The sequence below is a fragment of the Nitrospira sp. KM1 genome (genome assembly GCF_011405515.1).
GTDB lineage: Bacteria > Nitrospirota > Nitrospiria > Nitrospirales > Nitrospiraceae > Nitrospira_C.
In genome coordinates this window covers 3457546-3471479 of the sequence record NZ_AP022671.1, presented here as the reverse complement: position 1 = coordinate 3471479, position 13934 = coordinate 3457546, and the positions used below count along the sequence as shown (strand labels likewise).

General features: G+C 55.4%; 11 protein-coding genes. 3 read left to right on the top strand and 8 right to left on the bottom strand.

Going from position 1 to position 13934, the window contains the following annotated elements; translation table 11 throughout:
* Positions 1 to 6 precede the first annotated feature (6 nt).
* The 6 genes from W02_RS16335 to W02_RS16310 form a co-directional block, all read right to left on the bottom strand.
* Complete coding sequence (locus tag W02_RS16335; protein ID WP_173049588.1) at positions 7 to 1281, bottom strand: MFS transporter; 1275 nt, start codon at positions 1279 to 1281, stop codon at positions 7 to 9.
* 20 nt (positions 1282 to 1301) lie between these two features.
* Positions 1302 to 2366: a BON domain-containing protein gene (locus W02_RS16330; protein ID WP_173049586.1), complete on the bottom strand. Its 1065-nt coding sequence runs from the start codon at positions 2364 to 2366 to the stop codon at positions 1302 to 1304.
* Between the two features lie 76 nt (positions 2367 to 2442).
* Positions 2443 to 3798, bottom strand: coding sequence for an MFS transporter (locus W02_RS16325; RefSeq protein WP_173049584.1), 1356 nt, complete (start codon positions 3796 to 3798; stop codon positions 2443 to 2445).
* A 162-nt stretch (positions 3799 to 3960) separates the two neighbouring features.
* Positions 3961 to 5058 (bottom strand): glycosyltransferase family 4 protein, encoded by a 1098-nt coding sequence (locus W02_RS16320; RefSeq protein WP_173049583.1) that lies wholly within the window; start codon positions 5056 to 5058, stop codon positions 3961 to 3963.
* A 208-nt stretch (positions 5059 to 5266) separates the two neighbouring features.
* On the bottom strand, positions 5267 to 5548 hold the full coding sequence (locus W02_RS16315) for a hypothetical protein (protein WP_173049581.1): 282 nt from the start codon (positions 5546 to 5548) through the stop codon (positions 5267 to 5269).
* An 87-nt stretch (positions 5549 to 5635) separates the two neighbouring features.
* Entirely contained in the window at positions 5636 to 6049 is a 414-nt protein-coding gene (locus tag W02_RS16310) for a response regulator transcription factor (RefSeq protein ID WP_173049579.1), read from the bottom strand.
* A 176-nt stretch (positions 6050 to 6225) separates the two neighbouring features.
* Between W02_RS16310 and W02_RS16305 the strand changes: the two genes are divergently transcribed.
* From W02_RS16305 to W02_RS16295, 3 genes are all read left to right on the top strand, one after another.
* The gene (locus tag W02_RS16305; RefSeq protein ID WP_173049576.1) at positions 6226 to 7890 is read left to right on the top strand and encodes a sensor histidine kinase; all 1665 of its coding nucleotides are present in this window, start codon (positions 6226 to 6228) and stop codon (positions 7888 to 7890) included.
* Positions 7890 to 9242, top strand: coding sequence for a sigma-54 dependent transcriptional regulator (locus W02_RS16300; RefSeq protein ID WP_173049574.1), 1353 nt, complete (start codon positions 7890 to 7892; stop codon positions 9240 to 9242). Before W02_RS16305 ends, W02_RS16300 begins: the two co-directional genes overlap by 1 nt.
* Before the next feature lie 520 nt (positions 9243 to 9762).
* On the top strand, positions 9763 to 10140 hold the full coding sequence (locus W02_RS16295) for a response regulator (protein WP_173049572.1): 378 nt from the start codon (positions 9763 to 9765) through the stop codon (positions 10138 to 10140).
* A gap of 440 nt (positions 10141 to 10580) precedes the next feature.
* Here the strand turns inward: W02_RS16295 and W02_RS16290 are convergent, their stop codons facing one another.
* The gene (locus tag W02_RS16290) at positions 10581 to 11969 is read right to left on the bottom strand and encodes a sigma-54 dependent transcriptional regulator (RefSeq protein ID WP_173049570.1); all 1389 of its coding nucleotides are present in this window, start codon (positions 11967 to 11969) and stop codon (positions 10581 to 10583) included.
* Positions 11970 to 11972: 3 nt separating this feature from the next.
* Entirely contained in the window at positions 11973 to 13901 is a 1929-nt protein-coding gene (locus W02_RS16285) for an ATP-binding protein (RefSeq protein WP_173049568.1), read from the bottom strand.
* Positions 13902 to 13934 lie beyond the last annotated feature (33 nt).

The window sequence follows — 13934 nt, the reverse complement described above, 5'->3', positions numbered from 1 at the left end:
TCCACCTCATCTGCTTCGAATCGAGCGGCTCAACAATGCGCCGAACGTGGCCGTCAGCAAAAAGGTCGCGCCGATGCTGGATACTCCGGTCGTTTCCCCGAAGTGCTCGGTGACCCATCCAAACGTACTGATCCCGCTGATGGCGGCAACCATGGCCCCAGTACTATACAGGCCGAGAATTCGTCCGACCATTGGAGCCGGAGTGAGTTCCTGGACCACGCCCCAGGCGATCGGTGTGAACACGCCCATCCCTGCCCCAATGACCACCATGAGGAAGCTGACGAAGTACAGGTCCTTCGTCCAGACGAGGGCCGAGATGGCCACGGCGTTCGTCACGCCCGCCGCGGCGATGATTCTGGTGCGCTCCGACAAATTCCATTCGGTGAACCGGAGCAGCACGATCGACATGAGGAGAAGACCAATGCCAAGCACAGACCACAAGAATCCGACTTCGACGGGCCCCAAACCAAGCAGTTTTTTTGCGAACACTGGAAATAGCGTCGTCAGCGCACTCGCCCCGAATCCGTAGCAGGCTGCCGCCATGATGAGCAATAGAATGACCCGCTGCTTCTTGACGAGAAACATTACGCCGTCGACGAAGTCCTGCCATGCCGACCCTGGTGCCTGTTCCGTGGCGGATGAGGCATGCAGGCTCCGCAACCGGATAAACCCGAGGCAGACGGCGGCCAAGAAATAGGTCAGCGCATTGAGGCAGAGGACTTCCTGTGATCCGAACATGGAAATGCCGACGCCGCTCACGGCCGGACCGAAGATAATTCCCAGGCTGGTCGTGCTTTGGATCAAGGCATTCGCCGCGGTAAATTGGGAGCGGGGGACGATCAAGGGGATAGAGGAGGTCAGTGCCGGACTGAACACCGCCATCGCCACGGCATCCAGCAAGACGAGCCCATACAGCATGTCTACCGTGAACAAATCCGTCGGAATCGCGCAGGGAATGATGCCAATGAGCAATGCCCTGAGTGTATTGGAGCCGACGAGAAAGAATTTCTTGGGAAGCCGGTCCACGTACACCCCGATCAAGGGCCCCAGGACGATGGGAGGAATCGTATGCAGAAGTCCGATGATGGTTGTCTTCACCGGAGAGCCGGTGATCGAATAGACGAACCACAGCAACGCAAGATTGGAGATCCCGTCCCCGACTTGAGAAATGAGCTGACTGAGCCATACAAGCCCAAAATCTCTGGTGAACAGCAAATTGCGAGGTGCAGCACGAGACGCCTCTCTGAGGACGTTCTCTTGTCCACTTACCGATCGGCCCATCGATACCGCCTGCCAAGACCTCATCCCTCACTCTCGATCTTCACCTTATCTGTGCGCACAGCTCTCACACCTGGAACTTCCCTTGCCGCCTCCGCCGCCTCCCAGATAAAGACCTGAAAACGGACGGTCCCGGCAAGCGAAACGACTCCGCCTTCCGTCTTCACTTCGAAGTTCGCGGCTTTCAGCGTCGCACTTCTCGCGAACCGTTCTTTGACTTGATGTGTAAGGATATCGTCCTGTTTGCGGCCAAGTACGTCGGGCAGGTCTTTTACGATATCGATCTTATTCACCACGTTTTTGACACCCGGCACAGTACGAGCGACCGATCCGGCAATCGACTTCTCACCCTCGTTCCCCACTTTTCCAGACAGCGCGATTTCTTCGGCCCCACCTTCTACTTCTATTTCATACGGGAATATTCGAGGATCTGCAATCAAAGCGAGTTTCACCGTCAGAATCATTGAGGAGACGGTTCGCTTCCCAGAGCTTTCCTTTTCCTTGCCTTTCTCCTTTTCAGTTGATTCTTCGGCCTTTTTCTCCTCGGATTTCTTGTCTTCAGCTTTCCTATCTTCAGCCTTCTTGTCCTCGGCCTTTTTTTCGTCCGACTTCTTGTCTTCGGACTTCTTTTCTTCCGTCTTCTTCTCCTCAACCTTCTTCTCTTCTACCTTTTTCTCATCGGATTTCCTGTCCTCAGACCGTTTATCATCAACTCTTTTGTCTTCCGTTTTTTTCTCTTCCGGCTTCTTGTCTTCCGGCTTCTTTTCTTCGGACTTCCTCTCCTCAGATTTCTTCTCTTCGGATTTCTTCTCTTCAGGTTTCCGGTCGTCCTTGGGCTTCGTCTCATCACCGTTCCCGTTTGTGGACTGACTTTTCGGAGTCGCAGGTTTTGAGTCCTGGGAAGGCGTAGCAGGAGTGCTCTGAGTCTTTACGGCAGGAGACTGACTGGTATTTTTGCCTGGATCAGACGAGCTGGAAGATGCCGGTGGCGGGGTCTGGTCGCCACGACCCGTAGCCGGGCCGGTCACCTGAATTCCTATAAGAAGCGCGCCAATGCCAAGCGCCCGGAACGTATGCCTAACGTTCATGAGTCGCAACGTGAGTCGCGTCCCCTTTCCACCTCGTGAGGCCTGTAGAACCATGCTACTGTTTACAGGAACAGTCTCACACCGTCATCAGTCCAGGAAGCTTTGACTGGGTGGGATGCAGATATCGGCGGCTGAATGCGGCCGTGACGATAGCTGTTCCCAGCAGGACCAGCCCAATACCCAGGAGGCTTTCGGCAGGTCCTATGGCATCCGCTGCCCAGCCGAAGGCAGCCATCCCGGCCATGGCCGAAGCCATCGCGCCGGTGCTGAACGTGGTGAACACGCGTCCGAGAAGATTTTCCGGGGTCAACTCCTGAAGCATGGCCCATACGACCGGGGTAAATATTGCGGTGCTGCCACCGAAGACGACGATCAAGACTGCGGCCATGATGGGGGCCTGCAGCATGCCAAGCGTACACACGGCAACCGCCCCTACCGCCAGAGCAATGGCAACGAGTTGGAGCCGGCTTCGTATGTCTCCCTGATTGCGTTTCGCAAGCCACGCGGAAGTAATCAGCATGCCGATTCCGAGCGATGACCATAACCATCCGAGCTCGACGGGGCTAGCATCCAACAATTGCGTGGCGAATACCGGAAGGAGGAATACGAACGCGCTGGCCCCAAGACTGTACAGCGTGGCCGTCAGCATGAGCAGCAGCACCGTACGGTGCTGGACGAACACGAACCGGAAACCCACGAGCAGGTCCTGTATCAGTCCCGCCCTGTCCAGCGGCCGTGTCGCTGCTTGAGGAACTTCCCGCACCATGATCGGCATCAGGCAAAGAGCCGAAATAAAGAACGTCGCCGCGTCGATGTACAGGACATTCTGTGCTCCTACCATCGCGATGCCGGCACCGCTGACAGCTGGACCGATCAGCAATCCGATGTTCGTCGTGCTCTGAACAAGTGCGTTGGCACCCATCAATTGATTGCGCGACACGATCAGAGGGACGGAGGACGCCAATGCAGGTCCAAAAATGGTGGAAACAATTGAGGTGGCAAAGACGAGCAGGTACAACCGTTCTAACGACAGCGCATCGAGTGAGTAGAGCAGGGGAATTAAAAGCACCAGCACCGCACGGATGCAATCGACCCAGATCATGACCGGTTTCTTCCGCAGACGGTCCAAATACACACCGATAAGGGGACCGAACACCAGGGGCGGAATCGTTTGCAACAAGCCGATGACCGTCATCTTGAATGCCGACCCGGTCAGCTCGTACACGAACCACAGCAGTGCGACCTTATTCATGCTGTCGCCGATTTGCGATATGGCTTGACCTGCGAAGAGAAGACCAAAGTTTCGGGTTTTCAGCAAACCCCATCCAGACGCCGGAAGTTCCTTCACTTCCGAATCAAGACTCGCAGGTGCGACGATTTCGTCAGCGGGATGCTGTTCTTCGGATACGGCTATCGGTTCCTTGACTTCCATCTTCTTCTTGCCCACCTTTTGAATTGTTTTGGGACACTATACACTGCTCCATCCTCCATTTCATGAGCTCTGCCTTCCTGTGGAATGGAGAACGTACCGGACTCTCCGATCGGGATGCAGGGGAGCCCACATTCGGCCCCTGCATCGTCAGAAATCGGGATGCTATACGTTGGTTGCGAGACTGGGCCAGAGGCTATAGTTCGGAAGCCCCCTCTCGACATCGTTCGGCTTCGCAGCCGCCTGCAGGAGTTCCTCATAAACCCGGACATAATCCTGAGCCATCCGTCTGGCACTGAATCGCTTTTCAAAATTCTTTCGACAACCCTGACGGTCGAGTTCTGCAACGCGGTGGACGGCGGACGCCATGTCATCCAACCCGTCGCAGACGAAGCCGGTGACTTTGTCCTCGATCACTTCGGGAATGGACCCTCGACGATACGCCAACACGGGAGTTCCGCAGGCCAACGCTTCGATCAGCACCAGCCCGAAAGGCTCAGGCCAGTCATACGGACACACCAGCGCCAAGGCCTCTCCCAGAAATTGATCTTTTTCCTTGTCTGTGATTTCCCCAATGTATTCGATCAGCGGATGCGACAACAACGGTTCAATTTCACGTTGAAAATAGTCTCGGTCCATCGGATCTACTTTGGCCGCAATCCGCAAAGGTATTCCCGACCGCTTCGCAACCTCGATGGCATGGTCCGGACGCTTTTCGGGGGCAATGCGACCCAAAAACGCGAGATACCCTTGAGGCTTCTCATGGTAGCTGTATAGATTTTCAGGCACCCCATGATAGACCGTTTTCTTCCAATTGGCCCAAGAGACCGGCTTCCGTTGTGCATCCGAGATCGAGACCATGGGAAGCTCTGCATATTCGCGAAATATTGGTTGTAACTCCGGAAGGTCGAGCCGTCCGTGAAACGTGGCAACCGTAGGAGTCGGATTTCGCCGCGCCAGAGGAAAACCTAAAAAGTCCAAGTGGGAATGGATAATATCGAAGTCACCCGATCTACCGAGGGCTCGTTCCATCAACATCGTCAAGGGGGCGTCGCGATTGAATATTCCCGTGTTCAACCGCAATGCGCTTGAACAAATCGGTTCAAGGCGAGCCGATGTGATGGAATCTCCACTGGCGAATAGAGTCACATCATGGCCCAAGCGAACCAGCTCTTCAGTCAAATACGATACGATGCGTTCCGTTCCTCCATATAGTTTAGGAGGAACACTCTCCCACAATGGGGAAACCTGAGCGATTTTCATCTGTATGTCCTTTCCTCTCGAAATGAAGTTGTTTCCAACCTTTCCATATCACTCGCCCATGCTCCTGTTCTACGTTTAAACCCATCAAGCAGTATATTCATGTATCTTTCCAGATACTACTTCAGATGCATTGCAACCTACCTGTGCACTTAAAATCATACACCGGTAACCTCAAAACCATACACCGATAAAACCCCTATGAGAGAGTTCATTCGCTACCGACGTTATTTTCGGCGGTTATTACGCCGGAAGCCCATAGCGTAGCAACTGGCTTGGCTGAAAACAATGCCAGCCAGCCTCCCATTGCCAGACCAGAGATGAATACAGTCAGAAATTTCCCTTTTGAAATCCAATTTGACTGTATGTATTGGAATGCACTTTGTCTGTGGGGCAGGATGTGAACACTGGCTTCAGCTCCAAGCCAGTCGAGCTGAAAGTGACCGGAGTCCTCTTGAATCTCGCTGACTCCTGTCGATCCTTGCTGTTTCATCGACGCTTCCCTCCAATGCAGACACAGCTTACCGCAGTTGTAAAGGTGCAATAAAAGCACCACCGGTTATTAATACGTACATTTGAATCACTTATGCTCCGAACAGACCATAGGATGATGGTCGTGAACCCTTCGCACTGCCGCTATAAGCTCTTCATTGCGAAAAGGCTTTCGTACCCACGCCACATGCTTAGGGTGGTTAGACTCCAATTTTTGAAGGTGCGCTCGGAGATGATGGTGAACCGTGCCGGGTACGAGTAATCCGATCAGGATGAGCGGAAGGTCCTCGCCATACTGTTCAAGCAATTCAAGTAAGGTGATTTCTTTATCAGCCGAGAGCGTATCGACATCAAGCACGACCGCACTGATCGGGTGCTTGCGTTCAACTTCACCTTTCAGCGACCTCATGAAGGTCACCTCATACCCGCTATGACGCAGAACTTCTCCCAGGACAGCGCCCAACACGAAATCCGCTTCGACGAGAAGGATGAGTCCAGCCATATGATTACCGTTCGGACGGAGAGAGTGAGCAAGCCGGATGCCTGATCGATGCACGTCCTCCGTTCGTCGGCTTATGTCGTAAGCGTGCGGAAGATGCGGTCTTTGGCACCAGGCCTCTCGGAATTGGCGCTGGAGAAATAGAAAACTCGGAGACAACTTATGCCGAAACAGACATCTTGTCTCGATTCCAATTGAACAAGGAAGTGGCCAGAGACTACCATGGCAGCATGATCCCGCGATGGCAGCCGTTAAACCTCCAGACCAAAATTACGATGATCGTCGTGATCATCGTGACAGTTTCAGCCGTCATCACCGAATGGCTTGAGTCCCGCTATATTCAACATCTCGTGGAGGAAAACGTCCGGGACGTGGCTCTGGCAGTCGGGAAATCAATAGACCGGACGGTCACCAGCACAGCCTATCTGACCGACCGCGAGGCCCGAACCAAAGAACTCGACAAAATCGTGGCAAATCAACCGGATCTCGTTGATATCGTGCTGTATGCCTTCCCCAACGAGACCGGAGACGACACGACCATCATCACCAGCTCCGGACCGACTGAGATGCCTCGACAGAACGGCGCGCCGGACCTCGTGCGTCGCGTTCGAACCGAACAAAAACCGCTGATAGATTACTCCAGTAGGAAGACCACGCACCGAGTCTACCTCGCAGCTCCGATTTTTTTAAGACATGCCGTGGTCGGATCCACCTATGCGGAGTTTTCAACCTTGCAAATGGATGACGCCCTCGATGCCATGCAACGCACCAACCGCAATAGGCGGATCATCACTGGGCTTGCCGTCGTTTTTGCCATCAACCTGTTTTTGTACATCAACGTCCACCGACCGCTGCACCGAGTCCTTTCCGCAATCGAGGACGTCTCTGGAGGAACCCTGACGGCGGAAGTTCCGGTCGAGAGGCAGGACGAATTGGGAGAACTCTCCAACAGATTCAATTTGATGGTGAAAACAATTGGAAAAGCAACTGAAGACAATGCCCGCCTGACGGAATCTCTGCGCACCATGAATGATAGCCTGCAATCGAAAGTCTTCGACGCCACGGCCGAAGTCATGCAGACCAATCGGGAGCTGGCGCAGGCCAACCAGCTGCTATCCGCCGCGCAGAGGGATCTCGCACGATCTCAGCGACTGTCGGCCATCGGGCAGATGGCCGCGACGGTCGCCCACAAGATCGGGACGCCGCTGACGGCGTTGTCAGGCCACATCCAATTGATGGCTGAGGATCGAAATTTAGGGGCGGAATCTCGCCAGCGATTGCAGACCGTGGAGTCACAAATCGAACGCACCTCAAAAATCATTCAAGACATGCTGCTGTATGCGAGACGCCCGGAACCTGTACGAGCGCCTCTCGATCTCAATACATGCATCAGGGAATGCATCGTTCTATTCCGGCTCGAATTCGAGCGCCGTAACGTATCCGTCATGACCAAATGGAATCATCATCTGGATAAAATCCAAGCCGATTCCCAGCAGCTGCAGGAAGTATTCATCAATCTGATTGAAAACGCCCTTGACGCCATGCCCGCCGGCGGCACCTTGATGATCTCTGTCTCGCCTCACACGCCCCACCTGCTCGCGGATCAGCGGTCCTGGGTATCGGTCGAATTTGCAGACACCGGTTTTGGAATGGACGCCGAACAGCTCAGTCAGATCTTCCAGCCGTTTTTTACCACGAAGAAAGCCGGTCGAGGCACGGGCTTGGGTCTGGCTATCGCCTTGGAAACCGTGCGTGCCCACGGCGGTCAGATCGACGTTGAAAGCGAACCCGGGAAAGGATCCCGGTTCATGATCGTGCTTCCGGTGGATGGAGGTGCTCGCTGATGCTCCGACAATCTCGCGTCATGGTCGTGGATGATGATTCTGAAACGCTGGCATTGCTACGCGAAGTGGTCGCCAAAGAGGGATATGAGGTCGAAACGGCGGAAGATGGCGAATCGGCGCTCCGGCGTCTTGCGGAGTGGCAACCCGACCTTCTGATCACCGACATACATATGCCAGGCATGGACGGCCTCGCCCTTCTGGCCGCCGTGCGCGAAAAAACCCCCGATATGCTCGTCATCCTCCTGACGGCATATGGATCGTTGAAGACCGCAGTTGATGCGATCAAAGCCGGGGCATTCGACTATCTCAGTAAACCGTTTATCGTCGAAGACATTCGCTTGGTGGTCCGAAGAGCGCTCGAGCACAAAAAGCTCTTGAAAGAGAACCGGTCTCTGCGAGACCAGTTGAGGGAACGGTATTCATTCGACAATCTGGTAGGCAGCAGTCCCGGCATGGTGGCGGTGTATAAGATGGTCGCCCGCGTCGCTGAAACGGACAGTACGGTATTGATACAAGGGGAAAGCGGTACCGGCAAGGAATTGATCGCCCGCGCGATTCACGCCAATAGTTCCCGCAACAGCGGACCGTTCATCCCGATCGATACCGGCTCGCTGGCGGAAACCCTGTTGGAGTCGGAATTGTTCGGTCATGAGCGAGGCGCGTTCACCGGAGCGGTCGCCACGAAAAAAGGGTTGCTCGAACAGGCCCATCAAGGAACCTGTTTTCTGGATGAAATCGCAGATTTGTCGCCGGTGATCCAAAGCAAATTACTGCGCACGCTGCAAGAGCGAGAAGTCCGCCGTGTCGGCAGTAATACCACCCGCACCCTCGATGTCAGAATCATTGCCGCGACGAAGAAGGATCTCAAACCGCTGGTGGAGTCGGGTTCGTTTCGCGAGGACCTCTATTACCGCTTGGAGGTCGTGACCATTGTCTTGCCTCCGCTGCGGGAACGCACCGAAGACATTCCGTTCCTCGGTCAGTACTTTGTCGATAAATTCGGCCGGACGAAGGAACCGGTCGTCACAGGCATTTCGGCCGAGGCGCTCACGCTGCTCACCCAATATTCCTGGCCCGGCAACGTACGCGAACTCGAACACGTGATCGAGCGAGCCATCGCCCTGACGCCGCATCCGGTGATCGTGCCGGAGGATTTGCCTGATGCCATACGCGTAGCCACGGTGCAGGAAACAGCCAGGGCGCGCGGCTGGTCGACATTGGAAGAGCTCGAAAAGGATTACATCCAGCGCGTGCTTGAGGCGCACCAGCATGACCACGGGCAAGCCTCGGCGATTTTGGGAATTCACCGAAAAACGCTGCTGCGGAAGCTTCGGCAGTACGGCCAGGCCTGAGCGACCATTCTGCCCCCAAGGGTGACAGGATGTCTCAACGGCTGAAGCCCGCGGTTGGCGCGAGCTTTTCTTTTTCTCCATCATCACCGACGACAAGTTGTTCCTCTCCGCAGGGCATAAGCTGAAGCACATCTGTTCCTTTATCCCCATACGCTGCTCTATCAACCTGATTTATAAGCACTATTTGTCTGTCCCTCTGTCACGCCTGTCTGGCCTCCTGTTTGCTCACCATTCCGCTGTATCTGCGATACCAGAACTCCACTAACAAGGGACTTTCAAGGACTTTTCGGCCTCATGCCGGCAATGACCAAACTGGGAATTATCCTCGTGCTTCTCGGTCTATTGACGGCACCCGTGTCCTTTACAGGGCCTCAACCGACCGACGGCTCCTTTCTGCGCTTAAATCTGAAAGTGAACACGAACCGTGCCGCATCTCAACTCAAGCCCGCAATGATCGACTCACACGCCCATCAACTGAACAAGACAGGTTCGGCGTGCATCCGAAAAGGGGGGACCTCAGATGGACAGACAGAAGCGTGTACTGATCATCGATGACGAAGACGAGTGTATGTTTGCTCTTTCCGTCAAGCTGATCAGCGAAGGGTATAGTCCATACGGCGCGACCGACGGCATGCAAGCGCTTGAGCAGTTGGAAAAGCATCCGATCGACGTCATCGTGACCAATCTTCGCATTCCCAAGCTGGGTGGGTGGGATTTCCTCGCGATCAGCAGATCACAATGGCCTTGGATACCGATCATTGTTCTGTCCGAGTCAGAACACGGCATGGAGCTCGACGCCATCGAGCACGGAGCGTATGCCTGGGTGCGCAAGGACGGTCATGTGACCATCTTGTCCGAAATGCTCGCGGTCGCGGTTCGTGATTCCGTTGCGGCGTGATGGAAGCAGGCCCAATGTTCGAACGCCTCAGCATGAAATGCCCTGTGTTGAGGGATCGCTTCGAGTTTCTCTTCGCGAGGCCGGGCCACGAACTCACCGTGAGTCCGATATCCGAACCGAAACGAAACAAAGAGCTTTTACCGCCCATCAGAGTTTCGGTCGATCCACTCTGCGATGGCTGCGGCATGCACACTGCGGGTTGGGCAAGTCGCACAAGAAGCCTGTCTCCCGCACGTAGCAGAGGAAATGTATTGGACGGTCCTCGTAGAATTTCCACGCACTCGCTACGAGTTGTATTCCGCTCAAGCGCGGAAAGGCCTGGAACTCCTCGATACCGAGAATGTTCCGCAGCAAGGTCCGGTTTGTGGGAACGATCCGGCCGGATGCCGGAAGGATCAGCGACTTTCCACGGTGCCCGATCCAGCCTGAGAGCCGTGCGCTCACGGCTCCATCACTTTCTTGAGCCGGCGGTCCAGCGCAAAGCGTGTCAACCCTAGATGTTTGGCGGCCAGACTCTTATTCTGATCGGAGACGCGCATGACTTCGTCAATAATGGCCTGCTCCATCTCCGCCAGCGTTTGTTTCCCAAGCTGCATTTCCAATCTGATGAGACGATCCTGTCCTTGTGTGACAGCCTGAGCCATCGGTTTGCTCGCCACACGCAGTTCGATCGGCAGGCAGTCGACGGTCATCATTTTTTCCCTACAGAAGATCATGCCGCGTTCGATAATGTTCTGAAGTTCACGAATGTTCCCCGGATAATTGTACCGTTCGAGCATGGTCTGAGCCGCAGGATCGAAATCCAAGACGTCGCGCCCGAATTCTTTGGCATACCGGATGAGAGACTGGCGGCAGAGCGGCAAAATATCCTCCACACGGTTTCTAAGGGGCGGCAGTTCGAATGTGATGACGTTGAGCCGGAAGAACAGGTCTTCGCGGAACGTCCCCGAGGTCACGGCTCGCTTGAGATCACGATTCGTTGCCGCGATCAGCCTGAAATCAACGGCGATGTCTTCCGTGCCCCCCAACCGGCGGAATGACCGTTCCTGCAGTACGCGGAGCAACTTCGCCTGCATGGACAAATCCAAGTCTCCGATTTCATCGAGAAACAGCGTCCCGCCTTCCGCTTTTTCCAATAGCCCGATTTTTCGCTGATGGGCACCCGTGAACGCTCCCCGCTCGTAACCGAACAGTTCGCTTTCAAACAGCTCCTTCGGAATCGCCGTGCAGTTCACGCCGACGAAGGCCCCGTTGGCCCGCGGGCCGTTGTGATGGATGACTCGGGCAAGAAATTCCTTGCCCGTTCCGGTTTCTCCCTGCAGCAGGACAGTCGACTTCGGATTCTCCGCGACATCTTTGACCTGTCCCATGAGTCGTTGCATAGACTGACTGTGCGCCTCGACCGTACTGAATGAGAATTGACTTTCGTGATGCTCCGCCTCGAATTCCACCCGTCGCCGGAGAGTCAAGAGATCCAGCGCCCGATCGACCACCGGATCGACGCCGTCCAATTCCACGGTCTTGATCAGAAAATCATAGGCGCCCAGCTTGATGGCCTCTACAGCATCCTGGACGGTTCCATATGCGGTCAGCATGATGAACAAGGAATGAGGGGACAGAGGCCGAACCTTTTTCAGCGTGTCCAATCCGTTGAGGCCGGGCATCTTCAGATCCAGGAGGACCAGATCCGGCTGTTCGCGGTCCACGGCCGCGAGCAGCGCGTCACCTGATTCATAACCACTCGCCCGGTGGCCCTTGCGTGTCAGTCGCTTGACCAATGCGGAACGGATCGCATGTTCGTCGTCCGTGACAAAAATCGTGGCTTGCATGGTTCAGTGCTCCCTCATTCTCGGTTGTTGAATCGACGGGATCCAGATGCTGGCGGATGTCCCTCGGCCGACTTCGCTTACCAATCGGATATCGCCGCCATGGGCCTCGATGATGTTGCGGCAGATCGCCAGTCCCAGCCCCGTGCCCTTGTGTTTCCCGCTGGTGAAAAACGGTTCGAAGACGTGCGGCAACTCTTCGGGTCTGATGCCATGCCCGGAATCCGTCACGGTGACGCCGATACCGGTCTCGGTGTTGCGGATCGACTCTCCCACGGTCATCGTGATCGTCCCGTCATGGTCCAGCGCATCCACTGCATTCTGGATCAAATTCAGCAACACTTGTTTCAGTTGATCGCGGTCGGCGTGCATGAGTGCCGGGTCGGCAACCATGCCGGAGTGTACGGCAATGCGTTTGGCCACGATCGATCCTTCCAGCAGTTTGAGGGACTCCTGAATCAACTCCGCAAGATTGAACAGGGCCGGCGCCACCTCACGCGGGCGCGCATAGTCGATGATTTGATTGACGATGCGATCCAGTCGTCTCGTCTCTTTCAGAATAAGTTCCAGATCGGAACGGCGCGGATCGTTCGCATCGAACTCGTCCAACAGCAACGAGGCGTTCGACCCGATGCCCACCAACGGATTCCGAATCTCATGCGCGATCCCGGCCGCGACCTGCCCCAGCGTGGCCAGCCGTTCGGCACGGCTCAACCTGGCCTGCATTTGATCGAGCGCGGTGATATCGATGTTGAATCCCTGGTAGACGACCGGCTGGCCGTCTTCCTGTTGAATCGGAATCCTCCGGCTCAGCACCTTTCGAACGGTCCCGTCATGGTGCAGAAATCGGAAGACGGTCTCGTACGGCCGGCGCTCCTCCACGGCCTTGGCAAACGCCGTCAACACCCGGTCGCGGTCATCGGGGTGGATCCATTGACGGAATGACTCGGGATCGCTTTCATCATCGGGACTCAAACCGGCCAACGTACGGTTGTACCGGTTGCTGAACGTGATCTTGAAGCCGGTGGTGGAAAATATCCCGAACGGCGCGTGATCCACCAGACTGCGGTATTTCAATTCCGAAACGGAGAGATCCTGGTTCAAGATCCGCTGTTCCGCCTCCGATTTTTCGACCGCCGCCAAATGCTCGCGTAACTGCGTGCTCATGGTATGGATCACCTGCGTCAGATTTCCAATCTCGTCCTTCCGCATCGTGACAGGAATCGTCGGGATCAAGGCGGCCGGGGAAGAGCCGACGGCTTTTGCCAACGACACGAGAGGACCGGTGATCGACCGGGCGATCAGATTGAGCGTAAACAGCATCAACCCCAGCGCGACAAAGCCGCCGCCCAGAATCACGAACAGCATTGTGTTTCGATCTTGAGACAATCGTGCCAGCCTGGCATTCAAGATGGTTTGGCCCGTGTGGTCGAACCGGGACATCTCTTCTCGTATGAGGAGCATGATCGTGCGCCCGCGGCCATCCTCGATATATCGTCTCGCATCCTCGGGACGACCCGACTTCACCGCCTCGATCAGGTCCTCTTTTTCCATAACGAACTGTGCCGCCAGGGACTGGACCTTGGCGATGATCAAGCGCTGCTCCCCGTATTCACGGACCTTTTCCTCCAGCGACAGGCCGACCGCTTGGACATGATCCTGGGCGGTACGATAGGGATAGAGGTACTTGTCCTGTCTGGTAATCACGAATCCGCGAAACCCGGTTTCCAGGTCCACGATGAGACGCAAATATTCGGCCGCCAGGCGCTGGGAGAGATAGATGTTGTTGAGTTCGCCTTCGTCCTCGGAAAACGTTTCGACACTGCGATACGTCACGATACTGAGGAGAATCACGGTCAGGACAGGGATGAACGATGCAAGGAAGAGCTTGCGGGCGATCGGAAGGTCACTGAAGACTCGGAGGAGGCGGCGCATCAAAGCCTCGCTGAAACATCGTAATCAGGTGGC

What these genes read in the sequence shown, in the direction of transcription:
- W02_RS16335 (WP_173049588.1), bottom strand. Translation starts at nt 1,281, where the DNA reads ATGGGCCGATCGGTAAGTGGACAAGAGAACGTCCTCAGAGAGGCGTCT.
- W02_RS16330 (WP_173049586.1), bottom strand. Translation starts at nt 2,366, where the DNA reads ATGAACGTTAGGCATACGTTCCGGGCGCTTGGCATTGGCGCGCTTCTT.
- W02_RS16325 (WP_173049584.1), bottom strand. Translation starts at nt 3,798, where the DNA reads ATGGAAGTCAAGGAACCGATAGCCGTATCCGAAGAACAGCATCCCGCT.
- W02_RS16320 (WP_173049583.1), bottom strand. Translation starts at nt 5,058, where the DNA reads ATGAAAATCGCTCAGGTTTCCCCATTGTGGGAGAGTGTTCCTCCTAAA.
- W02_RS16315 (WP_173049581.1), bottom strand. Translation starts at nt 5,548, where the DNA reads ATGAAACAGCAAGGATCGACAGGAGTCAGCGAGATTCAAGAGGACTCC.
- W02_RS16310 (WP_173049579.1), bottom strand. Translation starts at nt 6,049, where the DNA reads ATGGCTGGACTCATCCTTCTCGTCGAAGCGGATTTCGTGTTGGGCGCT.
- W02_RS16300 (WP_173049574.1), top strand. Translation starts at nt 7,890, where the DNA reads ATGCTCCGACAATCTCGCGTCATGGTCGTGGATGATGATTCTGAAACG.
- W02_RS16295 (WP_173049572.1), top strand. Translation starts at nt 9,763, where the DNA reads ATGGACAGACAGAAGCGTGTACTGATCATCGATGACGAAGACGAGTGT.
- W02_RS16290 (WP_173049570.1), bottom strand. Translation starts at nt 11,969, where the DNA reads ATGCAAGCCACGATTTTTGTCACGGACGACGAACATGCGATCCGTTCC.
- W02_RS16285 (WP_173049568.1), bottom strand. Translation starts at nt 13,901, where the DNA reads ATGCGCCGCCTCCTCCGAGTCTTCAGTGACCTTCCGATCGCCCGCAAG.